This window comes from Streptomyces sp. NPDC059010, assembly GCF_042740355.1.
In the GTDB taxonomy this organism is placed as follows: Bacteria; Actinomycetota; Actinomycetes; order Streptomycetales; family Streptomycetaceae; genus Streptomyces.
Genome location: NZ_JBHYJA010000008.1, coordinates 150,684 through 176,119, shown reverse-complemented (window position 1 = coordinate 176,119; position 25,436 = coordinate 150,684). Strand labels below are relative to the sequence as shown.

Here is a 25,436-nt window from a genome sequence, read left to right as displayed (position 1 = left end):
CCAACTCCTCGTTTCCTGAGCTCCTCGTCGAGCTCATGACCTGGGCACAGACATGGGCAGGAACAGCCAGACAGAGTTAGAGTAACCGAACGATCGGTCGGGACAAGGGGGTCCGCCGCATCTGTGGAAAACCCCGTGCGGGAGGATCGCGCACATGACAGCAATCGACCTCAGCAGCCCCGTGGCCGTCGTCGGCACCGGCACCATGGGCCAGGGCATCGCCCAGGTCGCATTGGTCGCCGGCCATCCCGTACGGCTGTACGACACTGTGCCCGGACGGGCCCAGGACGCGGCCGACGCGATCGGCGCGCGCCTCGACCGGCTCGTCGAGAAGGACCGCCTCACCGCCGCCGACCGCGACGCGGCCCGCGCGCGGCTGCGCCCCGCCGAGGCGCTCGCCGACCTCGCGGACTGCGCGCTGGTCGTCGAGGCCGTCCTGGAGCGGCTCGACGTCAAGCAGGAGCTGTTCCGCGAGCTGGAGGGCGTCGTCGGCGAGGACTGCCTGCTCGCCACCAACACCTCGTCCCTGTCGGTCACGGCGATCGGCGGCGCCCTCGCCAACCCGGGCCGCCTCGTCGGACTGCACTTCTTCAACCCCGCGCCGCTGCTGCCGCTGGTCGAGGTCGTCTCCGGGTTCGCCACCGACGTCACGTCGGCCACGCGCGCGTACGAGACGGCACGCGCCTGGGGAAAGACGCCGGTCGCCTGCGCCGACACTCCCGGTTTCATCGTCAACCGCATCGCCCGGCCCTTCTACGCCGAGGCCTTCGCGGTCTACGAGGCGCAGGGCGCCGACCCGGCCACCATCGACGCCGTGCTGCGTGAGTGCGGCGGCTTCAGGATGGGCGCGTTCGAGCTCACCGACCTCATCGGGCAGGACGTCAACGAGTCCGTCACGCACTCCGTATGGCAGTCGTTCTTCCAGGACGTGCGCTTCGCGCCCTCGCTCGCCCAGCGTCGCCTGGTCGAGTCGGGCCGGCTCGGCCGCAAGAGCGGGCACGGGTGGTACGACTACGCAGCGGACGCCGAGTCCGCCGAGCCGCACACCGCGGAGAAGGCCGCGCAGCCCGCCTATGTCGTCGCCGAGGGCGATCTGGGCCCGGCTTCCGAACTGCTCGCGCTGATCCGCGAGGCGGGCATCCCGGTGCGCGAGGAGGACGAGGACCACGGCACCCGCCTGGTGCTGCCCAGCGGAGGCCAGCTGGCGCTCGCCGACGGCCAGACGTCGGTGGAGTTCCGCGACGTCGTCTACTTCGACCTCGCCCTCGACTACCGTCGGGCCACCCGGATCGCCCTGTCCGCCTCCCAGGACACCTCGCCGGGGACCCTCACCGAGGCCATCGGCCTCTTCCAGGCGCTCGGCAAGGACGTCAGCGTCATCGGCGACATCCCCGGCATGATCGTCGCCCGCACGGTCGCCCGGGTCGTCGACCTCGCGCACGACGCCGTGGCCAAGGGCGTGGCCACCGAGGAGGACATCGACACCGCGATGCGCCTGGGCGTGAACTACCCGCTCGGCCCCTTCGAGTGGAGCCGCAGGCTCGGCCGCAACTGGGCGTACGCCCTCCTCGACGACCTGCATCTGCGCGACCCCTCCGGGCGGTACGCGCCGTCCCTCGCGCTGTACCGCCACGCGTACGCCTCCGACAAGCGCGAGGGCAGCACCTCATGACCCGGAAGGGCACCCCATGACCACCGCCAAGCGCGACACGTACACGCCGGAGACGCTGCTCTCCGTCGCCGTGCAGGTCTTCAACGAGCGCGGCTACGACGGCACCTCCATGGAGCACCTCTCCAAGGCGGCCGGCATCTCCAAGTCGTCGATCTACCACCACGTCGCGGGCAAGGAGGAGCTGCTGCAGCGCGCCGTCAGCCGTGCCCTCGACGGCCTCTTCGGGATCCTCGGCGAGGAGCACGCGCGCGTGGGGCACGCCGCCGACCGCCTGGAGTACGTCGTACGGCGCATGGTCGAGGTGCTCATATCCGACCTGCCCTACGTGACGCTGCTGCTGCGCGTGCGCGGCAACACCGACACCGAGCGGTGGGCCCTGGAACGGCGCCGCGACTTCGACCACCGGGTCGCCGAGCTGCTCAAGGCGGCCGCGGCCGACGGGGAGGTGCGCGCCGACGTGGAGGTGCGGCTGGCGACCCGGCTCGTCTTCGGGATGATCAACTCGATCGTGGAGTGGTACCGCCCGGACGGTCGCGGCATGAACGAACGCGAGGTCGCCGACACCGTGGTGCGACTGGTCTTCGGGGGACTGCGGCAGGAGGGCTGACCACGTCTTCCGCGGCGGCCGGCTGACCATGTCCTGGGCGGCGGCCGGCTGAGTACGCGCGCGTGGCCGGTGAGTACGCCGCCGATGCGCTCAGCCCTGCGGCTCCAGGTCCTCCTCCTCGAACACCAGCAACGTGCGCGTGCTGAGCACTTCCGGGATCGCCTGGAGGCGGGTGAGGACCAGCTCGCGCAGCGCGCGGTTGTCGGGTGTGTGCACCAGGAGCAGGACGTCGAAGTCGCCGCCCACCAGGGCGATGTGGGAGGCGCCGGGCAACTGGCGCAGCTGTTCGCGGACCGTGCGCCAGGAGTTCTGGACGATCTTCAGCGTGATGTACGCCGAGGTGCCGTGGCCCGCGCGCTCGTGGTTGACGCGGGCGCCGAAGCCACGGATGACGCCGTCCTCGATGAGGCGGTTGATGCGGGCGTAGGCGTTGGCGCGCGAGACATGGACCCGCTCGGCGACCGACCGTATCGACGCGCGGCCGTCGGCCTGGAGCATCTGCAGGATGTCCTGATCGATGGCGTCGAGCGGACGCGGCGGCGGCAGGGGGGCTCCGCCGTCCTGGCTCTCGGCCATTTGTTCAGGAGCCATGTCCCCCCACCTTCCTCCCGTGGACGTACTGCGTTCATTGGAGGCTGTGGAGAACCGTTTGTCCACAGCCTGAGGGGGCCTGTAGCCAAAATGTGCCGACGACCGAACAATCGGTAGGTGAGGCGCCTCACAGTCGACGCGCCTCCCGTAGCCACTCCCACGAGGAGGTGCCGTCATGACGGTCATGGAGCAGCGGGGCGCGTATCGGCCATCGCCGCCGCCCGCCTGGCAGCCCCGTATGGACCCCGCGCCGCTGCTGCCCGACGCCGAGCCGTACCGCGTCCTCGGCACGGAGGCGGCCGCGAAGGCCGACCCCGGCCTGCTGCGCCGGCTGTACGCCGAGCTGGTGCGGGGCCGTCGGTACAACGCGCAGGCGACCGCGCTCACGAAGCAGGGCCGCCTCGCGGTGTATCCGTCCAGCACCGGCCAGGAGGCCTGCGAGGTCGCCGCCGCGCTCGCCCTTGAGGAGCGCGACTGGCTCTTCCCGAGCTACCGCGACACCCTCGCCGCCGTCGCCCGCGGCGTGGACCCCGTCGAGGCGCTGACCCTGCTGCGCGGTGACTGGCACACCGGCTACGACCCGCGCGAGCACCGCGTGGCCCCCCTGTGCACGCCGCTCGCCACCCAGCTTCCGCACGCCGTCGGCCTCGCCCACGCCGCCCGCCTCAAGGGCGACGACGTGGTCGCGCTCGCCATGGTCGGCGACGGCGGCACCAGCGAGGGTGACTTCCACGAGGCGCTGAACTTCGCCGCCGTATGGCAGGCGCCGGTCGTCTTCCTGGTCCAGAACAACGGCTTCGCGATCTCCGTCCCGCTCGCCAAGCAGACCGCGGCCCCGTCGCTGGCCCACAAGGCCGTCGGCTACGGCATGCCCGGCCGCCTGGTCGACGGCAACGACGCGGTCGCGGTGCACGAGGTGATCGGCGACGCCGTACGGCACGCGCGTGCGGGCGGCGGTCCCACGCTGATCGAGGCGATCACCTACCGCATCGACGCCCACACCAACGCCGACGACGCGACCCGCTACCGCGGTGACACCGAGGTGGAGACCTGGCGCGGGCACGACCCGATCGCCCTCCTGGAGCACGAGCTGACCGAGCGCGGCCTGCTCGACGAGGACGCCAAGCAGGCCGCGCGGGACGCCGCCGAAGCGATGGCCGCCGACCTGCGCGAACGCATGAACCAGGACCCGGCGCTCGACCCGATGGACCTGTTCACGCACGCCTACGCCGAGCCCACCCCGCAACTGCGCGAACAGCAGGCCCAGTTGCAGGCGGAGCTGCACGCCGAGTCGGAAGGCCCGCACCGATGACCACCGTCGCCGTCAAGCCGGCCACCATGGCGCAGGCCCTCACGCGCGCGATGCGCGACGCCATGGCCGCCGACCCCACCGTGCATGTCATGGGGGAGGACGTCGGCACCCTCGGCGGTGTCTTCCGCGTCACCGACGGGCTCGCCAAGGAGTTCGGCGAGGACCGCTGCACGGACACGCCGCTGGCCGAGGCGGGCATCCTCGGCACCGCCGTCGGCATGGCCATGTACGGCCTGCGCCCGGTCGTGGAGATGCAGTTCGACGCGTTCGCCTACCCGGCGTTCGAACAGCTCATCTCGCACGTCTCACGCATGCGCAACCGCACCCGCGGCAAGATGCCGCTGCCCATCACCGTGCGCGTGCCCTACGGCGGCGGCATCGGCGGCGTCGAGCACCACAGCGACTCCTCCGAGGCGTACTACATCGCGACCCCGGGGCTCCATGTCGTCACGCCCGCGACCGTCGCGGACGCCTACGGGCTGCTGCGCGCCGCCATCGCCTCCGACGACCCGGTCGTCTTCCTGGAACCCAAGCGGCTGTACTGGTCGAAGGACTCCTGGAACCCGGAGGACCCGCAGAGCGTTGAACCGATTGGCCGCGCGGTGGTGCGGCGCTCGGGGAGGAGCGCCACGCTCATCACGTACGGACCGTCCGTGCCCGTCTGCCTCGAAGCCGCCGAGGCGGCCCGGGAGGAGGGGTGGGACCTGGAAGTCGTCGACCTGCGCTCGCTGGTGCCGTTCGACGACGAGACGGTCGCCGCCTCGGTACGGCGGACCGGACGGGCGGTCGTCGTACACGAGTCGGGCGGGTTCGGCGGACCGGGAGGGGAGATCGCGGCCCGGGTCACGGAGCGCTGCTTCCACCATCTGGAGGCGCCGGTGCTGCGCGTGGCCGGGTTCGACATCCCCTATCCGCCGCCGATGCTGGAGCGTCACCACCTGCCCGGCGTGGACCGGATCCTGGACGCCGTGGGGCGTCTGCAGTGGGAGGCGGAGAGCTGATGGCCCAGGTGCTGGAGTTCAGGCTGCCGGATCTCGGCGAGGGCCTGACCGAGGCGGAGATCGTCCGCTGGCTGGTGGAGGTCGGTGACGTCGTCGCCGTCGACCAGCCGGTCGTCGAGGTGGAGACGGCCAAGGCGATGGTCGACATCCCCTGCCCCTACGCCGGTGTGGTCACGGCCCGCTTCGGCGAGGAGGGCACCGAACTGCCCGTCGGGGCGCCGCTGGTGACCGTGGCGGTGGGCGCGTCGGCCTCCGACGGCGAGACCGAGGGCTCGGGGAACGTGCTGGTGGGGTACGGCACCTCCGAGGCACCGGCACGGCGCCGCAGGGTGCGGCCGGCCGCACCGACGCCGCCCGCCGCTGCGACGCCGCCGGTGGCGAACGGCGCCGTCGCGCGTGAGGTCACGCCGCCCGCCGAGAGCGTGGCGCGGCCGGTCGGGACCGGGGCGGGGCACGGCACGACCGGTCATGACACCACCGCTCAGGCCCCCGCCGTCCACGGACGTGGCACGGCACCGGCTGACGAGGAGACCCGTAGCGACGGTCCCGTGCCCGTGATCTCCCCGCTCGTGCGCCGCCTCGCCCGCGAGAACGGCCTCGATCTGCGGGAGCTGCACGGTTCCGGGCCGGACGGGCTCATCCTGCGGGCCGACGTCGAGTACGCCCTGCGGGCCGCCGAGGTGCACGGCCGCGGAGCGCAGCCGACGGCCGAGCCGCACACCCGTGTGACGCCGACGACCCCGGCGCCCGCGCAGGCCCCCGCCCGCTCCTCCGCGCCCCCCGCCGGCATCCGCGTCCCCCTCAAGGGCATCCGCGGCGCCGTCGCCGACAAGCTCTCCCGCAGCCGGCGGGAGATCCCGGACGCGACCTGCTGGGTGGACGCCGACGCCACGGAGCTCATGCGGGCGCGCACGGCGATGAACGCCGCCGGTGGACCGAAGATCTCCCTTCTCGCCCTGCTGGCCCGTATCTGCACCGCCGCCCTGGCCCGGTTCCCCGAGCTCAACTCCATGGTCGACATGGAGGCCAGGGAGATCGTCCAGCTCGACCATGTGCACCTCGGATTCGCCGCGCAGACCGAGCGAGGGCTCGTGGTGCCGGTCGTCCGGGACGCACACGCGCGGGACGCGGAATCGCTGACCGCGGAGTTCGCCCGGCTCACGGAGGCGGCCCGCACGGGCACCCTCACACCGGCGGAACTCACCGGCGGCACCTTCACGTTGAACAACTACGGCGTGTTCGGCGTCGACGGCTCCACACCGATCCTCAACCACCCCGAGGCCGCGATGCTCGGCGTCGGCCGCATCATCCCCAAGCCGTGGGTGCACGAGGGCGAGCTGGCGGTGCGCCAGGTCGTCGAGCTCTCGCTCACCTTCGACCACCGGGTCTGCGACGGCGGCACGGCAGGAGGCTTCCTGCGGTACGTGGCGGACTGCGTGGAACACCCGGCGGTGCTGCTGCGCACACTGTGACGGTGCCACGACCCGTCCCCTCCCCTGCGTTCCCTGTGATCGTGAGGGCACGCATACTCGGGGGGTGACCGCGTACGAGCCGACGGGCGCGCAGGGCGCCGCCGACACCGGGAACGACGTCGCGTACGACGCCGTCGTGCTGGCCGGCGGCGGTGCCCGGCGCCTCGGCGGTGTGGACAAGCCCGCCCTGCGCGTCGGCGGGCGTGCCCTGCTCGACCGGGTGCTCGCCGCCTGCGCCGACGCGCACACCACGGTCGTGGTCGCGGACCCCCGGCCCACCGCACGGCCGGTGCTCTGGGCGCGCGAGGACCCGCCCGGCGGTGGCCCGCTCGCCGCCCTGGACGCCGGGCTGCGGCACACCACGGCCGAGTACGTCGTCGTCCTCTCGGCCGACCTGCCGTTCCTCGACGAGGGCACGGTCCGCCGGCTGCTGACCGCCCTGCGCACCAGCGGCGCCGACGGCGCGCTGCTCACCGACGCCGACGGCCGCGACCAGCCGCTCGTCGCCGCGTACCGCGCGTCCGCGGTACGCCGCGAACTGGCCGCGCTCGCTCATGGGCAGGACGGCATCACCGGCCCTCGGGGCGCCGGCCGCGCCGGTCCTGCGGACGGTGCCCGCACCGGTTCCCCAGACGCCGCCCGCACCGCTTCTCAAGCCCCCGGTCCCCCCAGTCCCCCCGGTCTCACCGGTCTCCCCCTGCGCCGGCTGACCGGCGTGCTGGACCTCACCCGCGTCCCCGACCCCGTCGCGTCGTTCGACTGCGACACCTGGGACGACATCGCCACCGCCAGGGCACGCATCAGGGAGCATGGTCACGTGTTGGATGAATGGATTTCCGCAGTCAAGGACGAACTGGGCCTCGACCTCGACGTCGACACCAAGGTGCTGCTGGACCTCGCCCGCGACGCCGCCCACGGCGTGGCCCGGCCCGCCGCCCCGCTGACCACCTTCCTCGTCGGATACGCGGCGGCACAGGCCAAGGGCGGCGAGGGTGGCCCCGAAGCCGTCGCCGAGGCATCCCGCAAGGCCACCGCCCTCGCCCTGCGCTGGGCGGAGGAGGCGGCCGCAGCCAAACCCGACGCCGCCAAGCCCGCCGCAGCCGAGCCCGATGCCCCCGAGGCCACCCCCGACACCCGTCCGGACGCCGGATGACCGCCCGCGGCATCCAGGCGGACGAGGGCGCCGAGGACCTCGACGTCGAGGAGGTGCTCGCCCTAGTGAACGACCACACCGGCCACCACGGCCCCGGCGACCACGGCCCCGGCCACCCCAGCAGCGGCCACCACGCCTCCGGCGACCACGTGCCCGCCCCCACCCCGCACGCCCCGGGCAGCCACCCCCCGAGCCCTCACTCCCCAGACCGCCACCACAAGGCCACCCCCTGGCCCGAGGCCCGCGACATCGCCGCCCGAGCCGCCCGCAACGCCACCCGGGCCGCCGGCCGCGCCCCCGTCTCGGTCCCCCTGGACGCCGCCCTCGGCCTCACCCTGGCCGCTCCCCTCACCGCCCTCACCGACCTGCCCTCCTTCGACACCTCGGCGATGGACGGCTGGGCGGTCGCGGGCCCCGGCCCCTGGGACGTACGGGACGAGGGCGTCCTGGCCGGCCACGGCGAGTCCGAGCCGCTCACCGACGGCGAGGCCGTCCGTATCGCGACCGGTGCCCGCATCCCCCCCGACACCAACGCCGTCCTGCGCAGCGAACACGGCCGCTCGGACAGCCAGGGCCGTCTGTACGCCACCCGTGAGGTCCAGCCCGGTCAGGACATCCGCCCGCGTGGCCAGGAGTGCCGTAACGGCGACCAACTGCTGGCCGTGGGCACCGTCGTGACCCCGGCCGTGCTCGGTCTCGCCGCGGCCGCCGGATACGACACCCTCACCGCCGTACCCCGCCCCCGCGTCGAAGTCCTCGTCCTGGGCGACGAGTTGCTCACCGAGGGGCTCCCGCACGACGGCCTGATCCGGGACGCCCTCGGCCCGATGCTGCCGCCCTGGCTGCGCGCCCTCGGTGCCGAGGTCATCGGCCTGCGCCGGATCGGCGACGACGCCAAGGCCCTGTACAAGGCCCTCACCAAGTCGGACGCCGACCTCATCGTCACCACCGGCGGCACCGCGGCCGGCCCCGTCGACCATGTCCACCCCACCCTGGAGCGCATCGGCGCCGAACTCCTCGTGGACGGCGTGAAGGTGCGACCCGGCCACCCCATGCTGCTGGCCCGCACCAAGGAGGACCAGCACCTCGTCGGCCTGCCCGGCAACCCCCTCGCCGCCGTCTCCGGCCTGCTCACGCTCGCCGAACCCCTGCTGCGCACGCTCGCCGCACGCCCGGCCCCGGAGCCGTACACGCTGTCCCTGAAGGAGGCGGCGCACGGGCATCCCTACGACACCCGGCTGATCCCCGTCGTGCTGCGCGGTGACCACGCGGTGCCGTTGCACTACCACGGTCCGGCCATGCTGCGGGGCATGGCGGCGGCCGACGCCATCGCCGTCGTACCACCGGGCGGCGCACGGGCCGGTCAGGAGTCCGAGCTGCTCGATCTGCCCTGGGCGACCGCCGGCATCGAGGTGTGTTTCACGTGAAACTTCCGGGCCAGGACGCGATAGCCCGTGAGGCGGATGAGCGGGTCGCGACCTATCGGGTCAAGCTCCCCAAGAAGATCGTGGAACATCCGTTCCGCCAGGTCGCCAAGCGGGTGCTGATCGCCCTGGGGCTGCTGGTCGCGACCGCCTTGATCGTCTACGCCGATCACGACGGCTACAACGACAACTCCGACGGCGCCGTCGACCTCCTCGACGCCTTCTACTACGCGACCGTCAGCCTCTCGACCACGGGATACGGCGACATCACCCCGGTCAGTGACGCCGCCCGGCTCACCAATATCTTCGTCATCACGCCCCTGCGCGTGCTGTTCCTGATCATCCTGGTCGGCACCACGCTGGAGGTCCTCACCGAACGGACCCGCGAGGAATGGCGTCTGAATCGCTGGAGGTCCACCTTGCGTGACCACACCGTCGTCATCGGCTTCGGTACGAAGGGCCGTTCGGCGATCCAGACCGTCTGCGCGACGGGCCTGCGGAAGGACCAGGTCGTCGTGGTCGACCCGAGTTCCAAGGTCATCGAGGCGGCCGTGGCCGACGGGTACGCCGGGGTCACGGGGGACGCGACGCGCAGCGAGGTTCTGAAGCGTGCCGAGGTGCACAAGGCGCGGAAGATCATCATCGCGACCCAGCGCGACGACACCGCCGTCCTGGTCACGCTGACGGCCCGGCAGCTCAACCGCGGGGCGAAGATCGTGGCCGCGGTGCGTGAGGAGGAGAACGCCCCGCTGCTGAAGCAGTCCGGCGCCGACGCGGTCATCACCAGCGCCAGCGCGGCCGGCCGGCTGCTCGGCCTCTCCGTGCTCAGCCCCGCCGCCGGCATGGTGCTGGAGGACCTGATCCAGCAGGGCAGCGGGCTCGACATCATCGAACGGCCGGTCGTGAAGGCCGAGGTGGGCAGGAAACCGCGGCAGACGGACGACCTGGTGGTGAGCGTCCTGCGCGGGCACCGGGTGCTCGGATACGACGATCCGGCCGTCGGGACACTGGAGTTGACGGACCGGCTGATCACGATCGTACGGGCGACGCCGAGCGCCCAGGTCGCCCCGGACACCCGGCGTCTGCTGGAGGGCTGACGCCCCGCCCGACAGCCCGTTCGGCTACTTGCGGTTGTACAGCCGCATCGTGATCGGCCCGAAGACCAGCACGAACAGGCCTGCCCAGCCCAGCGACCAGGCGACCTCGTCCGCCGGCCAGTCGCCCGCCATCAACCCGCGTACGGCGGAGGACAGATGGGTGATCGGGCTGTTGTTGACGAAGGCCTGGAGCCAGCCCGGCATGGTCTTCGGGTCGACGAAGACGTTGGACAGGAAGGTCAGCGGGAAGATCACCATCATGCTGACGCCCATCACCGACTTCTCGGAGCGCAGCATCAGCCCGAACATCGTCCAGATCCACGAGAACGCGAACGAAAAGGCGACCAGCAACGCGATCCCGGCGAGCACTCCGGCCACGCCGCCGTCCGGGCGGTAGCCCAGGATGATGCCGACAGTGAGCATCACGACGGACGCGATGGTGTAGCGCAGGGCGTCGCCGAGCAGATAGCCGACCATCGTCGACGGCCGCCAGATGGGCAGCGAACGGAAGCGGTCGAAGACGCCCTTCTCGATGTCGGTGTTCACCGAGACACCGGTGTACATCGTGATCATCACGACCGACATCACGAGGATGCCCGGCAGCAGGAACTGGATGTACTCCTTCGGTGACCCGGCCAGGGCGCCCCCGAACAGGTACGTGTACATCAGCACCATCATGATCGGGAACGCGGTGACGTCGAAGAGCTGCTCCGGGACGTGCTTGATCTTGAGGATCGCCCGCCAGCCGAAGGTCAGCGAGGCCGACCAGGCACTCGGACGCGGCGGCCGCTGACCGCCGACGAGCAGCGCGGCCAGCGACTCGGCGCTGACGGGGGCGAGATCCTGGGTGTCGGTGCTCGTCGCGGTGCTCATGCCGCCACCTCGTCCTTCGGGCTCTGGGTGTCGTGTCCGGTGAGGGCGAGGAACACCTCGTCCAGGCTGGGCTGCCCCAGCGAGAAGTTGTCCACGGTGATGCCGCCGCGGGCCAGTTCGCCGAGCGCCCGGGCGGCCTGCTCGGCGGCGATGCCACTGGTCGCGGTGGAGACCCGGGCGGTCAGGGCGACCGGGTCGGGCTCCAGCTGCACCTGCGCGTCCAGGGTCCGGCGCAGCACCTCGGCCGCCTCGGGCCGCTGCTCCGCGTCCCGCAGCCGTACATGCACGGACCCGGCGCCGACCGACGCCTTCAGTTCGCCCTTCGTCCCCTCGGCGATGACCTTGCCGTGGTCGATGACGGCGATACGGGACGCCAGTTGGTCGGCTTCGTCCAGATACTGCGTGGTCAGCAGCACGGTGGTGCCCTGCGCGACGACCGCGCGGACGATGTCCCACACCTGGTTGCGGCTGCGCGGGTCGAGACCGGTCGTCGGCTCGTCGAGGAAGAGCAGGTCAGGGGTGTTGAGAATGGACGCGGCGATGTCGATACGGCGCCGCATACCGCCGGAGTAGTGCTTGACCTGCTTCCCGGCCGCCTCCGTCAGCCCGAAGGCCTCCAGGAGTTGCGCCGAACGCTCCCGCGCGGCCTGCTTGCCGTGCCCGAGGAGCCGGCCCAGCAGGACCAGGTTCTCGGTGCCGGTGAGGTCCTCGTCCACGGAGGCGTACTGGCCGGTGAGGCTGACCCGGCCGCGCACCTCGTCGGCCTCACGGACGACGTCGTGCCCGAAGACATGGGCCTCGCCGCCGTCGGGTCGCAGGAGGGTGGCGAGCATCTTCACCGTGGTGGTCTTGCCGGCGCCGTTCGGGCCGAGGACGCCGTAGACCGCACCGGCCGGAACCGCGAGGTCCACGCCGTCGACGGCCCGTGTCTCACCGAACGTCTTCACCAGGCCGGCGGTCTCGATGGCGAGACCGGACGTCGTCTGCGTGCTCATGCTTCGGGTCCTTCCGAGTGGTCCTTCCGCGTTCTTGGGCTACGCATGGAGAGACTTTTACGGTCGCGCAAACTCATCGGTCGCGCACCGGGATTTCTCACGGGACCCGCCCAAGGACCGAGCGGAAGGAGACCGGAGACCGAGGAGTAGCGTCCTGCCCATGCATGCGATCACGATTCCCGAACCTGGTGGGCCCGAGGCGCTGGTGTGGGACGAGGTCCCCGATCCCGTGCCCGGCGAGGGCGAGGTACTGGTCGAGGTGGCGGCCGGGGCCGTCAACCGCGCCGACATCCTGCAACGGCAGGGCTTCTACAACCCGCCGCCCGGCTCCTCCCCCTACCCCGGCCTGGAGTGCTCCGGCCGGATCGCCGAGATCGGCCCCGGTGTCTCCGGCTGGGCCGTCGGCGACGAGGTGTGCGCGCTGCTCGCGGGTGGCGGCTACGCCGAGAAGGTCGCCGTACCGGCCGGTCAGCTGCTGCCCGTGCCCAAGGGCATGAGCCTGACGCAGGCCGCCGCGCTGCCCGAGGTGGTCTGCACGGTCTGGTCCAACGTGTTCATGGTCTCCCACCTGCGCCCCGGCGAGACCCTGCTCGTGCACGGCGGCTCCAGCGGCATCGGCACCATGGCCATCCAGCTCGCCAAGGCCGTCGGCGCCAAGGTCGCCGTCACCGCGGGCTCCAAGGAGAAGCTGGACCGGTGTGCCGAGCTGGGCGCCGACATCCTCGTCAACTACCGGGAACAGGACTTCGTCGCCGAGGTCAGGAAGGCCACCGACGGGGCCGGAGCCGACGTCATCCTCGACAACATGGGCGCCAAGTACCTCGACCGCAACGTCCAGACCCTCGCCGTCAACGGGCGCCTCGCGATCATCGGTATGCAGGGCGGCGTCAAGGGCGAGCTCAACATCGGCGCGCTGCTGGCCAAGCGCGGCGCCATCAGCGCGACCTCGCTGCGGGCCCGTCCGCTCGCCGAGAAGGCGGCGATCGTCGCGGCCGTACGCGAGCATGTCTGGCCCCTGCTGGACGCCGGCCACGTCCGTCCGGTCGTCGACCGCGAGCTCCCGATGAACGAGGCGGCCGAGGCACACCGGGTCGTGGAGGAGAGCGGCCATGTCGGGAAGGTGCTGCTGGTCGTGCCGTAGGGGTACGGGCCGGGGGTCTGCCTGATCCGGAACACCTCAAGGCATCCGGAACACCTCACCGGAACACCTCAAGGGAAGGCCGGAAGGCACCCGCTAGCCGCGTCGCAGCCGTAGTCCGACGAAGGCCAGGCCCAGACCGAGTCCGATCAGCACCAGCCCCGCGCCGAGGGGCAGGATCTGCAGGACGGGCTCGGTGGGGTCCGCGGCGTGCGGGACGGGATGCCGTACGGAGTGGCCCGCCGGGGCGGACGGGCCGGTGGCGGCGTCCCCGGCGGGGTCGTCGGAGGCACCCGCGCTCTCGGGCGCGCTCCCGCCGTCGTCCTCGCCCTCCGCCTCGCGCGACGTCGAGCCGTCCCGTTCCTCGCCCCTCTCACGGCGGTCCCGCTCGCCCCTCTTCGCCTCCTCGTCCTCCAGCGGCCCCTTCTCACGCCCCGGCCGCTTGCGCCCCTCACCCGCCCGGCTGCCAGCCCGGGACGGATCGTCGGAGGGGTCGGGACGCCCGCTCACGGGCCCGTGAGCGGGAGAGGGCGACGTCCGCGCCGTTCCGGACTCGCCGGACTCGTCGGACTCGCCGGAACCAGCGGATTCCCGAGGCTCTCCGGACCCCTCGTCGGACCCCTCCTCGGACTCCTCGGGCCCGGCGGAGGGGACGGAGGCCCCCTCGGACGCGTCCCCGGAGTCGGAGGAAGGCCGGGAGTCCACAGAGGACCCGGAGGGCCCGGAGGAGTCGGAGGAATCGGAGGATTTCCCGGAAGAGCCCTCAGATGAGCTCCCAGAAGAGCTCTCAGCCGAATCCCCCGAAGTCCCCTTGGCGGAGTCCTCCGAAGACCCCTTGGCGGAATCCCCGGCCTTCCCGCCTTCCCCGCCTTCTCCGGCGGCCTCCGTGGGTTCCCCCGTAGGCCCGGACGGCCGCCCCCAGGACGCAGCCGCAGCCGCGGACGAAGCCGCGGACGAAGACGCAGCCGCAGCCGTGGCGCCGACGGAAGCCCCGGCCCCGAGCCCCGCCGCGCCATGCAGCCCCTCGACGCCGTACGACACCTCAGCCCCGCACAGCCCCACTATCACCCCCATCCCCACCCCGACCAGCACTCTCCCTGCACACGGCGAGGGGACGAGGGCCCGCGGGCCACCGAAGGCGGCGCGCGGCCGCACCCGTCGCTTTCGCACCACGGTTGGCCATGCAGTCATGGAAACAACCCTCACAGCACCCCGCACACCCGGCATTCCGGACTCCGCCACCCGACCGAATCCGGCGCACAATCCGGTTATGTCGATACGACACGGGCTGCTGGCGCTCCTGGAACCCGGCGCCCGCTACGGCTCGCGACTGCGCACCGAGTTCCAGGAGCGCACGGGCGGGACCTGGCCGCTGAACATCGGGCAGGTCTACACGACCCTCGGCCGACTGGAGCGGGACGGCCTGGTCGTCCAGGAGGGCGTGGACGAGGCGGGGCGGGTGCTCTACGCCCTGACGGAGGCGGGCCGCACCGAGCTGCGGGCCTGGTTCACACGGCCGGTGCAGCGGTCGAGTCCGCCCCGCGACGAGCTGGCGATCAAGCTGGTGATGGCGGTCGGGGCGCCCGGCGTCGACATACGCGAGGTCGTGGGGGCGCAGCGCAGGCATGTGGCCGAGGCCCTGCACGGCTATGTACGGCAGCGGGCCGAGGCGCTGGCCAGGGCGCACGAGCACCCGCAGGAGATGGCCCGGCTGCTCGTCCTGGAGCAGCTCGTCTTCCACGCCGAGGCGGAGAGCCGCTGGCTCGACGTCTGTGAGGTGCGGCTGCTGCGGCTGAGCCGGGACGGAGGGGCTGCGGGGGCGCCGGAGTGACGGAAAGTCCCGCAACGTAAACGGTGGATCTCTCCCCACCGGGGGCACCACGATGATGAGCTGTACGGGTGCGAGAGAATGGCGGCATGGAGATGCCGAGGAACGACAGGCAGCCCGAGCACCCCCAGATCCTGGTCGTGGGCCAGGACGGGATGGCGCTCAGCGGCGGCAACGGAGACGAGGACTCCCGCGAGGTCCCGGTGACGGAGCAGGTCGAGCAGCCTGCGAAGGTCATGCGGATCGGCAGCATGATCAAGCAGCTGCTCGAAGAGGTGCGCGTGGCTCCCCTGGACGAGGCGAGCCGGGTCCGGCTGAAGGAGATCCACGCCAGCTCGGTGAAGGAGTTGGAGGACGGCCTGGCCCCGGAACTCGTCGAGGAGCTGGAGCGGCTCTCCCTGCCGTTCACGGACGAGGCGACCCCGAGCGACGCGGAACTGCGGATCGCGCAGGCCCAGTTGGTCGGCTGGCTGGAGGGCCTCTTCCACGGCATCCAGACCACGCTCTTCGCCCAGCAGATGGCTGCCCGGGCCCAGCTGGAGCAGATGCGCCGCGCCCTGCCGCCGGGAGTCGGCGGCCACGAGGACGGTGAACACATCCAGGGCGGCCGCGCGGGAGGACCGTACCTGTAGCCACCGCCCCCCCGATACGCCAAGGGCCCGGCAGCCGACGCTGCCGGGCCCTGTCACATCAGGGGTGTCACTGGGGGTTGCCCGTCGAGACCTCGATCGTGATCTCCGGCGGGTTGTCCGGATCGAAGTCCTCGGTCGACTTGGGCGTCTGCCGCATGACGGTGCCCTGGCCGAACGTGTTCTCGTCCACGTCCTGCTTCTCGTACTTCCACCCGGCGGCCTTGAGGCATTCCTCGACCGACGGCCAGTACTTGAACGAGAAGTCCGGCATCCGCACCTTGTCGGGGTCGAGGTACGACTCCTGCGGCTCGGTGCACTCGGACGTCTCGATCGTCCTTGAGGTGTCACCCTCGCGGTACCCGGCCTTCTTCGTCACCGACGGCGTCGCGCTCGCGGTCGAGCCGCCGCTGCCGCCCCCGTCGTCCTCGGTGCCGCCGCCGTTCAGCGTCAGCGCCGCGATCAGGCCGCCCACCGCGAGGATGGAGACGACGATCGAGCCGATGATCACCGGCCGGTTGTTCTTCCCGCCGCCCGAAGTGCCGGGCCGCTGGGGCGAGATGGTGTACGGCGGCGGGGTCGCGAGGCCCTGCTGCGGGGCGTAACCGGCCGGCGGCGTCTGGAACCCGGCCGGCGCCGGCGTCTGGTAGCCGGGCTGCTGCGGGTAGCCGTACGCCGGCGAGGGCATCGACGGCGGCGGGGTGCCGTACGGCGCCGGGGGCGGGGTCTGCTGGTACGGCGTCTGGACGGGGCCCGCGGGCGGGGGCGTCTGGCCGACCGGCGGGAACACCGCGGCGCCGACGCCCTGACCGCTCTGCGTGTGCGCGCCGGGCACGATGCTCGGCGGGGCCGCCTGGAAGGACGCGGCCACCCGCTGGCACTCCTCGCGCATGGCGTCGGCGCTCGGGAAGCGTTCGTTCGGATTCTTCTTCAGTGCACGGGCGACCAGCGCGTCCACGGCCGGCGGCAGGGCGCGGTTGATCGAGGACGGAGCCACCGGCTCCTCCTGCACATGGGCGTACGCGATCGCCAGCGGCGAGTCCGCGTCGAACGGAAGCCGCCCGGTGACGAGTTGGAACAGCATGATGCCGACCGAGTACAGGTCGGAGCGGGCGTCGACCGCCTTGCCGAGGGCCTGTTCCGGCGAGAGGTACTGGGGGGTGCCGACCACCATGCCGGTCTGTGTCATGGATGTCACACCGGACTGCATGGCCCGCGCGATGCCGAAGTCCATCACCTTGACCACGCCACGCTTGTTCAGCATCACGTTGCCCGGCTTGATGTCCCGGTGGACCAGCCCCATCTCATGGCTGATCTCCAGCGCCGCGAGCACATCCGAGGTGATCTTCAGCGCCTTGTCGACGGGCACCGCGCCGAACTGCCGCACGTCCTCGTCGAAGACCGAGCTCAGCGGCCGGCCCTCGATGTACTCCATGACGATGTACGGCGTCGTCATCCCGTCGAGGCTGTCCTCGCCGGTGTCGAAGACGGAGACGATGTTGGTGTGCGTGAGCTTCGCCACGGCCTGGGCCTCGCGCCGGAAGCGCTCGCGGAACGCCTGCTCACGGCCGAGTTCGGTGTGCAGCGTCTTGATCGCGACCTGCCGGTCGAGCACGCTGTCGTAGGCGAGGTGCACCGAGGCCATGCCGCCCTCGCCGAGCAAGTCGCGCAGCTGATAGCGGTTACCGGCGAGTGACCGACCCGCGTACCGGCCCTGTGCGCCGTCCTGGCTCATGTTCTGCGTCCCCCGTAGCCTCTTGGGCGCCTGCGGTTCCCGTGGATCGGGTGATCCGCGTGATCCAATGTGCTATTCCCGGCCAAGTCTGCCCCACGGCACTGACAGGTCAAGCGCGGTGCCCGTTCCGTGACCGTACGCGAAGGGAGCGTCGCGGAAGCGTTACAGGGGCTGTACGGCCGGTGCACAGAATTTGCACGAGGGGCCGGGGTACCGGTTTGATGGCCGGTCCGGCTCCTTCCGGTTTGGGGCGACCGTCTCGGACCGACGCCTTGCGCGAAGGCTGTAGCGTGGCCGACGGAGACCGTAACAACACCGCGCGCACCGCGGGCAGAAACGACGGCGAGGACTGATGGCACAGCAGCAGCGCGCTCAGGGCCCGTCCGACCCCGAGGCGGCTGGCGGCGGTATGTCAGACGCGCCGGAAATGTGGGGTAATGGCGGACTTGTCGGGGACGGCCGTTATCGGCTGACCCGCAGACTCGGCCGGGGCGGCATGGCCGAGGTGTTCGCGGCCGAGGACGTGCGCCTCGGACGCACCGTGGCGGTCAAGCTGCTGCGCTCCGACCTTGCCGAGGACCCGGTGTCCAAGGCCCGCTTCACGCGCGAGGCCCAGTCGGTGGCCGGCCTCAACCACCATGCGATCGTGGCCGTTTACGACTCCGGCGAGGATGTCGTGGGCGCGCACAGCGTGCCGTACATCGTCATGGAGATCGTCGAGGGCCGCACCATCCGCGACCTCCTCCTCAACGCCGAGGCGCCCGGCCCCGAGCAGGCCCTGATCATCGTCTCCGGTGTGCTGGAGGCCCTCGCCTACTCGCACCAGCACGGCATCGTGCACCGCGACATCAAGCCCGCCAACGTCATCATCACCAACAACGGCGCCGTGAAGGTGATGGACTTCGGCATCGCCCGTGCCCTGCACGGCGCGCAGTCGACGATGACCCAGACCGGCATGGTCATGGGCACCCCGCAGTACCTCTCGCCGGAACAGGCCCTCGGCAAGGCGGTCGACCACCGCTCCGACCTGTACGCGACGGGCTGCCTCCTCTACGAACTCCTCGCGCTGCGCCCGCCGTTCACCGGTGAGACCCCGCTGTCGGTGGTCTACCAGCATGTCCAGGACATCCCGACCCCGCCGTCCGAGGCCTCCGACGCGGTGCCGCCGGAGCTCGACGGCCTGGTCATGCGCTCGCTCGCCAAGGAGCCGGACGACCGCTTCCAGACCGCCGAGGAGATGCGCGGCCTCGTCCAGTACGGCCTGCAGATGCTGTACGACCAGGGCGGCCACACCGGCACCTGGAACACCGGCCCGGTGGCCATGCACGAGGGCCGGCACACCCCGGCCGCGGGCTTCGCGAACACGACCGTCATGGGGCACCCCCATGACTCCGGCTCCGGTACGACGCAGATCCCGCAGCCGATCCTGCCGAACCGGTACGGCGGCGGGGACGACGACGGCTTCGAGGGGCACGGCAACCGGGGCAGCGGCCGCGGCAAGCTGTGGCTCCTCGCCGTCCTCGCGGTGATCGCCATCGCGGCCGGTGTCGCGTGGGCGGTGAACCACGGCGGCGGTGACGGCGGCGGCGGGGGCACCAAGCAGACGCCGACCACCTCGCAGACCACCGACGAGGACAAGGCCACCGAGACGCCGAGCGACGAGCCGACCGAGGAGCCGACCGAGGAGGCCACCGACGACGGCACGGGTACGGGCACCGACCCGACCTACGAGCCGACCGAGGACCCCACGTACGAGCCGACCCAGGATCCGACGTACCAGCCGACCGAGGACCCGACCACGGCCGAGCCGACCGAGGAGCCCACGGAGGAGCCCACCGAGGAGCCGACGGAGGAGCCCACCGACCCGGCGACGCTGCCGACGGATCCGACGGGCGACACCGGCGGCGTCTGACCGGCCACCGGCACGGTCCGGCCGAAGAGAACATCCCCACGCGCGCGTGCGGCCCGGAAACGGGCTCCACGCGCGCGTGTCGTTTCAAGGCCGAGCCGGCCCATTCATACGATCTTGGCCCGTTTGTGTATGTGACTGGCGTCACGCGACTTCGGTGATCCCGACCTCGGTGACTCTTCCCGTGACCTGGGTCACCGATATAACGTGCCGTTGTTCCGGCCCCCTGCAAGGCTGTGACCAGGAGTTGTTCCCGGCTTCCGCGATTTACTTGGATATCCAAGCAAAATCGCAGGTCAGGAGGGGTTTCACAGAAATGTGGAGCACTGGGTAACGTGCATTTTGCAGGGCGCTCGCCGGGGCACCTGTCACGCCTGTTCCCGTACGAGCGCTCCCACCCTGTGCGCCCCGAGGGTTGCAGGTGAGCCGCACTGGCACCCGGCGAACCCGGGTAGCCGGACCGACGGAGGAGCACACGTGACCGTGGAGAGCACTGCCGCGCGGAAACCGCGACGCAGCGCCGGTACCAAGAGCACGGCCGGCAAGCGCACGACCGCAACGAAAACCACGAGCCAGGACCCCGAGCTCGTACAGCTGCTGACGCCCGAGGGCCAGCGCGTCAAGAACGCCGAGTACGACAAGTACGTCGCCGGCATCACCCCCGAAGAGCTCCGCGGCCTCTACCGCGACATGGTGCTCACCCGACGCTTCGACGCCGAGGCCACCTCCCTGCAGCGCCAGGGCGAGCTGGGCCTGTGGGCGTCGCTGCTCGGCCAGGAGGCCGCCCAGATCGGCTCCGGCCGGGCCACCCGCGAGGACGACTACGTCTTCCCGACCTACCGTGAGCACGGCGTCGCCTGGTGCCGCGGGGTCGACCCCACCAACCTGCTGGGCATGTTCCGCGGCGTGAACAACGGCGGCTGGGACCCCAACAGCAACAACTTCCAGCTCTACACGATCGTCATCGGCTCCCAGACGCTGCACGCCACCGGCTACGCGATGGGCATCACCAAGGACGGCGCCGACAGCGCGGTCATCGCCTACTTCGGCGACGGCGCCTCCAGCCAGGGCGACGTGGCCGAGTCCTTCACCTTCTCCGCGGTCTACAACGCCCCCGTGGTGTTCTTCTGCCAGAACAACCAGTGGGCGATCTCCGAGCCGACCGAGAAGCAGACCCGGGTGCCGCTCTACCAGCGCGCGCAGGGCTTCGGCTTCCCCGGCGTCCGCGTCGACGGCAACGACGTCCTGGCCTGTCTGGCCGTGACGAAGTGGGCGCTGGAGCGTGCCCGCAGCGGCGAGGGCCCGACGCTGGTCGAGGCGTACACGTACCGCATGGGCGCCCACACCACCTCCGACGACCCCACCAAGTACCGGGCCGACGAGGAGCGCCAGGCCTGGGAGGCGAAGGACCCGATCCTGCGCCTTCGCCGGTACCTGGAGGCCTCAAACCACGCGGACGAGGGATTTTTCGCGGAACTGGAGGCCGAGAGCGAGGCGTTGGGCAAACGAGTGCGCGAAGCGGTCCGCGCCATGCCGGACCCGGACCACTTCGCCATCTTCGAGAACGTGTACGCGGACGGGCATGCGCTCGTCGACGAGGAGCGCGCCCAGTTCGCCGCCTACCAGGCATCGTTCGCGACGGAATCTGACAGCGGCTTCGCCGCGGGCTCGGGGGTCTGACATGGCAGCGGACAAGATGGCTCTGGCCAAGGCGATCAACGAGTCGCTGCGGCGCGCCCTGGAGACCGACCCCAAGGTCGTCATCATGGGCGAGGACGTCGGCAAGCTCGGCGGCGTCTTCCGGGTGACGGACGGCCTGCAGAAGGACTTCGGCGAGAGCCGTGTCATCGACACCCCGCTCGCCGAGTCGGGCATCGTCGGCACCGCGATCGGCCTGGCCCTGCGCGGCTACCGCCCGGTCGTGGAGATCCAGTTCGACGGCTTCGTCTTCCCGGCGTACGACCAGATCGTCACGCAGCTCGCGAAGATGCACGCCCGCTCGCTGGGCAAGGTCAAGCTGCCGGTCGTCGTCCGTATCCCCTACGGCGGCGGCATCGGCGCGGTCGAGCACCACTCGGAGTCCCCGGAGGCGCTCTTCGCGCACGTGGCGGGCTTGAAGATCGTCAGCCCGTCGAACGCCTCCGATGCGTTTTGGATGATGCAGCAGGCCATCCAGTGCGACGACCCGGTGATCTTCTTCGAGCCCAAGCGGCGCTACTGGGACAAGGGCGAGGTCACGTGGTCCACTAGCGGCTCCGCCGCGGACGAGGCGATCCCCGGACCGCTGCACAAGGCCGAGGTCGTCCGCGAGGGCACCGACCTCACGCTGGCCGCCTACGGTCCGATGGTGAAGCTCTGCCAGGAGGTCGCCGACGCGGCCGCCGAGGAGGGCCGGAACCTGGAGGTTCTGGACCTGCGCTCGGTCTCCCCGATCGACTTCGACTCCATCCAGGCCTCCGTCGAGAAGACCCGCCGACTGGTCGTGGTCCACGAGGCCCCGGTGTTCTTCGGCTCGGGCGCGGAGATCGCCGCCCGGATCACGGAGCGCTGCTTCTACCACCTGGAGGCCCCGGTGCTGCGGGTGGGCGGCTATCACGCCCCGTATCCGCCGGCGCGTCTGGAGGAGGAGTACCTGCCGGGCCTGGACCGGGTGCTCGACGCCGTCGACCGTGCCCTGGCGTACTGAGGAGAGGGTCGTGACGACGATGACTGAAGCGTCCGTGCGCGAGTTCAAGATGCCCGACGTGGGCGAGGGACTCACCGAGGCGGAGATCCTCAAGTGGTACGTCCAGCCGGGCGACACGGTCACCGACGGCCAGGTGGTGTGCGAGGTCGAGACGGCCAAGGCGGCCGTGGAACTGCCCATCCCGTACGACGGGGTGGTCCGTGAACTGCACTTCCCCGAGGGCACGACGGTGGACGTCGGTATCGCGATCATCGCGGTGGACGTCGCGGGCGGGACGGCACCCGCCGTCGAGGCACCCGTCGCCGAGGCACCGGCCGCACAGCCGGAGGCCCCCGCGGAGGAACCCGAGCCAAAGGGCTCGGGCCGCCAGCCGGTGCTGGTCGGCTACGGCGTCGCCCAGACCTCCACGAAGCGCCGCCCGCGCAAGGGGGCCGAGGGCGCGCCCCAGGAGCCGGCGGCGCAGGCCCTGCAGTCCGAGCTGAACGGCCACGGTCCCGCGGTGACGGTGACGCCGCCGCGCCCGCTGGCGAAGCCCCCGGTGCGCAAGCTGGCGAAGGACCTGGGCGTCGACCTGGCCACGGTGACGCCGACCGGCCCCGACGGCATCATCACGCGCGAGGACGTACACGCGGCGGCGGCCCCGGTCGCCGAACCGGTGCCGCAGGCCGCCCCGGTCGCCGCGCCCGCCGCCACCGCGGCGCCGCCTGCCACGTACGACACGGCGCGTGAGACCCGTATCCCGGTCAAGGGCGTCCGCAAGGCGACGGCGGCGGCGATGGTCGGCTCGGCATTCACGGCACCGCATGTCACGGAGTTCGTGACGGTGGACGTGACGCGCACGCTGAAGCTGGTCGAGGAGCTCAAGGAGGACAAGGAGTTCGCGGGCCTGCGCGTGAACCCCCTGCTGCTCATCTCCAAGGCCCTGCTGGTCGCGATCAAGCGCAATCCGGGCGTCAACGCGTCCTGGGACGAGGCCAGCCAGGAGATCGTGCAGAAGCACTACGTCAACCTGGGCATCGCCGCGGCGACCCCGCGCGGCCTGATCGTCCCGAACATCAAGGACGCCCACGCCAAGACACTCCCGCAACTGGCCGAGTCGCTCGGCGAGTTGGTGTCCACGGCACGGGAGGGCAAGACCACGCCGGCCGCGATGCAGGGCGGCACGGTCACCATCACCAACGTCGGCGTCTTCGGCGTCGACACCGGCACGCCGATCCTCAACCCCGGCGAGTCCGCGATCCTCGCGGTCGGCGCGATCAAGCTCCAGCCGTGGGTCCACAAGGGCAAGGTGAAGCCCCGTCAGGTCACCACGCTGGCGCTCAGCTTCGATCACCGCCTGGTGGACGGCGAGCTGGGCTCCAAGGTCCTGGCGGACGTGGCGGCGATCCTGGAACAGCCGAAGCGGCTGATCACCTGGGCGTGAGCCGAGGACGGCCCCCGCGTCGAGCGGGGGCCGTCGTCTTTTTCAGTCCCGGGTCAGTCCCGGTCAGTCCCGCTGTGCGCCCTGCGGCAGCGTGCGCAGCTGCATCGTGGTCGCCGAGCTGGAGCCGAAGGCGTAGTCCATCAGCTTGGCGGCGTCCGTGAAGCGGTTCGTGTCGTTGAGGAGGACGCCGACGACCGACTTGCCGTTGCGGGTGCCTGCGAAGACGAGGCAGGGTCCGGCCGGGGTGTTGGTGCCGGTCTTCACGCCGGTCGCGCCGCTGTAGGAGCCCAGCAGCTTGTTCGTGTTGTACCAGGTGTAGGTGCGGGTGCCGCCGGTGCTGGTGGTCGCGTACGTCACAGTCTTCGTGCGCTTCACGATGCCGGTGAACGTCGAGTACGTCATCGCGCTGCGGGTGAGCTTGGCGAGGTCGCGCGGGGTCGTGTAGTTCGTGTTCTGCGTCGAGTTGCCGTCGAACGAGTCGAAGTGGGTGTTCGTCAGGCCGAGGTCCTTGGCCTTGGTGTTCATCTTGCCGATGAAGGACTTGGTGCGCGCCGAGACCGTCGTGCCCGTGCCGAAGGTGTCCGCGAGGGCCATCGCCGCGTCGCAGCCGGACGGCAGCAGCATCGCGTGCAGCAGCTGGCGGACGGTGACCTTGTCGCCGGTCTTCAGGTCCGCGCTGCTCGCGCCCCTGGCGGCGATGTAGTCGCGGTAGGCCTGCTTGACGGTGATCTTGCGGTCGAGGTTCAGGTTGGGGGTGCTCAGGACGACCCGGGCCGTCATGATCTTGGTGGTGCTCGCCATCGGCCGCTTGGTGTCGCCGTACTTGCTGTAGAGCGTGGAGCCCGTCGCACTGTTGAGCATGAACGCGCCCTTGGCGCTGACCGTGGGGGCGGTCGCCGCCTGGGCGGGCGCACTCAAGGCGCCGCCCGCCACCAGCGCGCCGGTCGTGGCGACGACGGCTGCGGCTCTGCGGAAACGTACGCCCTTGATGCCGGTTATCACTATGAACGCTCCGAATATGCGAGATGCCCAGGGAGGGCACCTCAGAATTGGAGGGGGGAGGCTCTGAGGAGACCCCCGAGGGGCGTGAAGGGTTGTACGACGGGCGAGGGAAAAGAATCAGCCAACATGTGGGGATCTGGACAAGATCCTGTGGCTCATGTGCGCCCCTCTCGTGGCGACATATGATCGCTCCGTCGATCGGTCGACCAGCCGTTCGATTCGGATGGTCCATCAACCGTCCGGCAAACACGGGGAATCAGGGGGAAACTCATGAAGGTCGCAAAGTCTCTCAGCGCGCTCGCGCTCGCCGGCGGCATTCTCGCCGGAGGCATCGCGTTCGCCTCTCCGGCGGCCGCCGTCAGCTCGTGCTCGGACTCCTTCGCGCACCAGTTCAACATCATCTTCCCGGGTCAGAAGCCCGCGACGACCTACTACATCGAGAACTGCGCCGACGTCACCTCGGGGAAGGTGACGGCGTCGAGCTCGGTGACCTGGAACATCGTCGACGACCAGGTGATCGACAACAGCAAGAGATTCACCTCGTTCAAGATCACGACGCGGGTCGAGTCGCGCGACGACTCGGGCGCCACCGACAAGATCGTGGCGTCGAAGACGTGCGACTGGACGTCGCTGTTCAACGCCGACTACTCGGGTCCCGGGGAGGTCACCCCCGCGAGCGTCTGCACCGTGCCGTCGGTGACGTACGACAAGAACCTGTACTGGTCCTCGGACTCGACGGTCGTCTACGACATCGAGGGTGACGGCAAGGGCGCCATCACCAAGCAGCTGGTCGGCTCGCCGCTGATGCACGGCTGAGTCCGGCAGCCGGTCCGCGAACAGACGAAGGGGCCTGCCGCGCCTGCGGCAGGCCCCTTCGCCCGTGTCCTGG

At 71.1% G+C, this 25,436-nt stretch carries 22 protein-coding genes; 16 read left to right on the top strand and 6 right to left on the bottom strand.

Features of this window, described 5'->3' with window-relative positions; all coding sequences use genetic code 11:
• The first annotated feature begins 154 nt into the window (after positions 1-154).
• Together ACFWYS_RS10815 and ACFWYS_RS10810 are read left to right on the top strand one after the other, a co-directional pair.
• Positions 155-1,672 (top strand): 3-hydroxyacyl-CoA dehydrogenase, encoded by a 1,518-nt coding sequence (locus tag ACFWYS_RS10815; RefSeq protein ID WP_384765770.1) that lies wholly within the window; start codon positions 155-157, stop codon positions 1,670-1,672.
• A 16-nt stretch (positions 1,673-1,688) separates the two neighbouring features.
• The gene (locus ACFWYS_RS10810) at positions 1,689-2,279 is read left to right on the top strand and encodes a TetR/AcrR family transcriptional regulator (protein ID WP_384765769.1); all 591 of its coding nucleotides are present in this window, start codon (positions 1,689-1,691) and stop codon (positions 2,277-2,279) included.
• 90 nt (positions 2,280-2,369) lie between these two features.
• Here the strand turns inward: ACFWYS_RS10810 and ACFWYS_RS10805 are convergent, their stop codons facing one another.
• Complete coding sequence (locus ACFWYS_RS10805; RefSeq protein WP_384765867.1) at positions 2,370-2,855, bottom strand: Lrp/AsnC family transcriptional regulator; 486 nt, start codon at positions 2,853-2,855, stop codon at positions 2,370-2,372.
• 190 nt (positions 2,856-3,045) lie between these two features.
• On the opposite strand from ACFWYS_RS10805, the gene pdhA (ACFWYS_RS10800) reads away from it, so the two are divergent.
• The 6 genes from pdhA (ACFWYS_RS10800) (at position 3,046) to ACFWYS_RS10775 (ending at position 10,329) form a co-directional block, all read left to right on the top strand.
• A complete protein-coding gene (gene pdhA, locus ACFWYS_RS10800; RefSeq protein ID WP_384765767.1) occupies positions 3,046-4,182 on the top strand; it encodes a pyruvate dehydrogenase (acetyl-transferring) E1 component subunit alpha in 1,137 nt (378 codons plus the stop codon).
• Positions 4,179-5,183: an alpha-ketoacid dehydrogenase subunit beta gene (locus ACFWYS_RS10795; RefSeq protein WP_384765766.1), complete on the top strand. Its 1,005-nt coding sequence runs from the start codon at positions 4,179-4,181 to the stop codon at positions 5,181-5,183. Before pdhA (ACFWYS_RS10800) ends, ACFWYS_RS10795 begins: the two co-directional genes overlap by 4 nt.
• Positions 5,183-6,655, top strand: a complete 1,473-nt coding sequence (locus ACFWYS_RS10790; protein ID WP_384765764.1) for a dihydrolipoamide acetyltransferase family protein — start codon at positions 5,183-5,185, stop codon at positions 6,653-6,655. Before ACFWYS_RS10795 ends, ACFWYS_RS10790 begins: the two co-directional genes overlap by 1 nt.
• A gap of 64 nt (positions 6,656-6,719) precedes the next feature.
• Positions 6,720-7,808: an NTP transferase domain-containing protein gene (locus tag ACFWYS_RS10785; protein WP_384765763.1), complete on the top strand. Its 1,089-nt coding sequence runs from the start codon at positions 6,720-6,722 to the stop codon at positions 7,806-7,808.
• Positions 7,805-9,235 (top strand): molybdopterin molybdotransferase MoeA, encoded by a 1,431-nt coding sequence (locus ACFWYS_RS10780; RefSeq protein WP_384765761.1) that lies wholly within the window; start codon positions 7,805-7,807, stop codon positions 9,233-9,235. Before ACFWYS_RS10785 ends, ACFWYS_RS10780 begins: the two co-directional genes overlap by 4 nt.
• Positions 9,223-10,329, top strand: coding sequence for a potassium channel family protein (locus tag ACFWYS_RS10775; RefSeq protein ID WP_384765760.1), 1,107 nt, complete (start codon positions 9,223-9,225; stop codon positions 10,327-10,329). Before ACFWYS_RS10780 ends, ACFWYS_RS10775 begins: the two co-directional genes overlap by 13 nt.
• Before the next feature lie 24 nt (positions 10,330-10,353).
• Here the strand turns inward: ACFWYS_RS10775 and ACFWYS_RS10770 are convergent, their stop codons facing one another.
• Both ACFWYS_RS10770 and ACFWYS_RS10765 read right to left on the bottom strand, forming a co-directional pair.
• Positions 10,354-11,202, bottom strand: coding sequence for an ABC transporter permease (locus tag ACFWYS_RS10770; protein ID WP_384765758.1), 849 nt, complete (start codon positions 11,200-11,202; stop codon positions 10,354-10,356).
• Complete coding sequence (locus tag ACFWYS_RS10765; RefSeq protein ID WP_384765756.1) at positions 11,199-12,197, bottom strand: ATP-binding cassette domain-containing protein; 999 nt, start codon at positions 12,195-12,197, stop codon at positions 11,199-11,201. The genes ACFWYS_RS10770 and ACFWYS_RS10765 overlap by 4 nt, the downstream gene beginning before the upstream one ends.
• Positions 12,198-12,357: 160 nt before the next feature.
• Here ACFWYS_RS10765 and ACFWYS_RS10760 point away from each other — a divergent pair, with 160 nt between their 5' ends.
• A complete protein-coding gene (locus ACFWYS_RS10760; protein WP_384765754.1) occupies positions 12,358-13,338 on the top strand; it encodes an NAD(P)H-quinone oxidoreductase in 981 nt (326 codons plus the stop codon).
• Positions 13,339-13,431: 93 nt separating this feature from the next.
• Here ACFWYS_RS10760 and ACFWYS_RS10755 read toward each other — a convergent pair whose 3' ends face one another.
• Positions 13,432-13,845, bottom strand: a complete 414-nt coding sequence (locus ACFWYS_RS10755; RefSeq protein WP_384765753.1) for a hypothetical protein — start codon at positions 13,843-13,845, stop codon at positions 13,432-13,434.
• A gap of 760 nt (positions 13,846-14,605) precedes the next feature.
• Here ACFWYS_RS10755 and ACFWYS_RS10750 point away from each other — a divergent pair.
• Both ACFWYS_RS10750 and ACFWYS_RS10745 read left to right on the top strand, forming a co-directional pair.
• Entirely contained in the window at positions 14,606-15,166 is a 561-nt protein-coding gene (locus ACFWYS_RS10750; RefSeq protein ID WP_384765751.1) for a PadR family transcriptional regulator, read from the top strand.
• 86 nt (positions 15,167-15,252) lie between these two features.
• Complete coding sequence (locus ACFWYS_RS10745; RefSeq protein WP_384765750.1) at positions 15,253-15,795, top strand: bacterial proteasome activator family protein; 543 nt, start codon at positions 15,253-15,255, stop codon at positions 15,793-15,795.
• Positions 15,796-15,862: 67 nt separating this feature from the next.
• Here ACFWYS_RS10745 and ACFWYS_RS10740 read toward each other — a convergent pair whose 3' ends face one another.
• Positions 15,863-17,527 (bottom strand): protein kinase, encoded by a 1,665-nt coding sequence (locus ACFWYS_RS10740; RefSeq protein WP_384765748.1) that lies wholly within the window; start codon positions 17,525-17,527, stop codon positions 15,863-15,865.
• Positions 17,528-17,879: 352 nt separating this feature from the next.
• On the opposite strand from ACFWYS_RS10740, the gene ACFWYS_RS10735 reads away from it, so the two are divergent.
• The 4 genes from ACFWYS_RS10735 (at position 17,880) to ACFWYS_RS10720 (ending at position 23,545) form a co-directional block, all read left to right on the top strand.
• The gene (locus tag ACFWYS_RS10735) at positions 17,880-19,439 is read left to right on the top strand and encodes a protein kinase (protein ID WP_384765746.1); all 1,560 of its coding nucleotides are present in this window, start codon (positions 17,880-17,882) and stop codon (positions 19,437-19,439) included.
• A gap of 474 nt (positions 19,440-19,913) precedes the next feature.
• Positions 19,914-21,116 carry a pyruvate dehydrogenase (acetyl-transferring) E1 component subunit alpha gene (gene pdhA / locus ACFWYS_RS10730; RefSeq protein ID WP_384765745.1) on the top strand — a complete coding sequence of 401 codons (1,203 nt, stop codon included), beginning with the start codon at positions 19,914-19,916 and terminating at the stop codon, positions 21,114-21,116.
• A 1-nt stretch (position 21,117) separates the two neighbouring features.
• Positions 21,118-22,122: an alpha-ketoacid dehydrogenase subunit beta gene (locus ACFWYS_RS10725; protein ID WP_384765743.1), complete on the top strand. Its 1,005-nt coding sequence runs from the start codon at positions 21,118-21,120 to the stop codon at positions 22,120-22,122.
• A gap of 10 nt (positions 22,123-22,132) precedes the next feature.
• Positions 22,133-23,545, top strand: coding sequence for a dihydrolipoamide acetyltransferase family protein (locus ACFWYS_RS10720; protein ID WP_384765741.1), 1,413 nt, complete (start codon positions 22,133-22,135; stop codon positions 23,543-23,545).
• Between the two features lie 63 nt (positions 23,546-23,608).
• On the opposite strand, the gene ACFWYS_RS10715 is transcribed toward ACFWYS_RS10720, so the two are convergent.
• Positions 23,609-24,547, bottom strand: a complete 939-nt coding sequence (locus ACFWYS_RS10715; RefSeq protein ID WP_384765739.1) for a D-alanyl-D-alanine carboxypeptidase family protein — start codon at positions 24,545-24,547, stop codon at positions 23,609-23,611.
• A 270-nt stretch (positions 24,548-24,817) separates the two neighbouring features.
• Between ACFWYS_RS10715 and ACFWYS_RS10710 the strand changes: the two genes are divergently transcribed.
• The gene (locus tag ACFWYS_RS10710) at positions 24,818-25,363 is read left to right on the top strand and encodes a hypothetical protein (RefSeq protein ID WP_384765737.1); all 546 of its coding nucleotides are present in this window, start codon (positions 24,818-24,820) and stop codon (positions 25,361-25,363) included.
• Positions 25,364-25,436 lie beyond the last annotated feature (73 nt).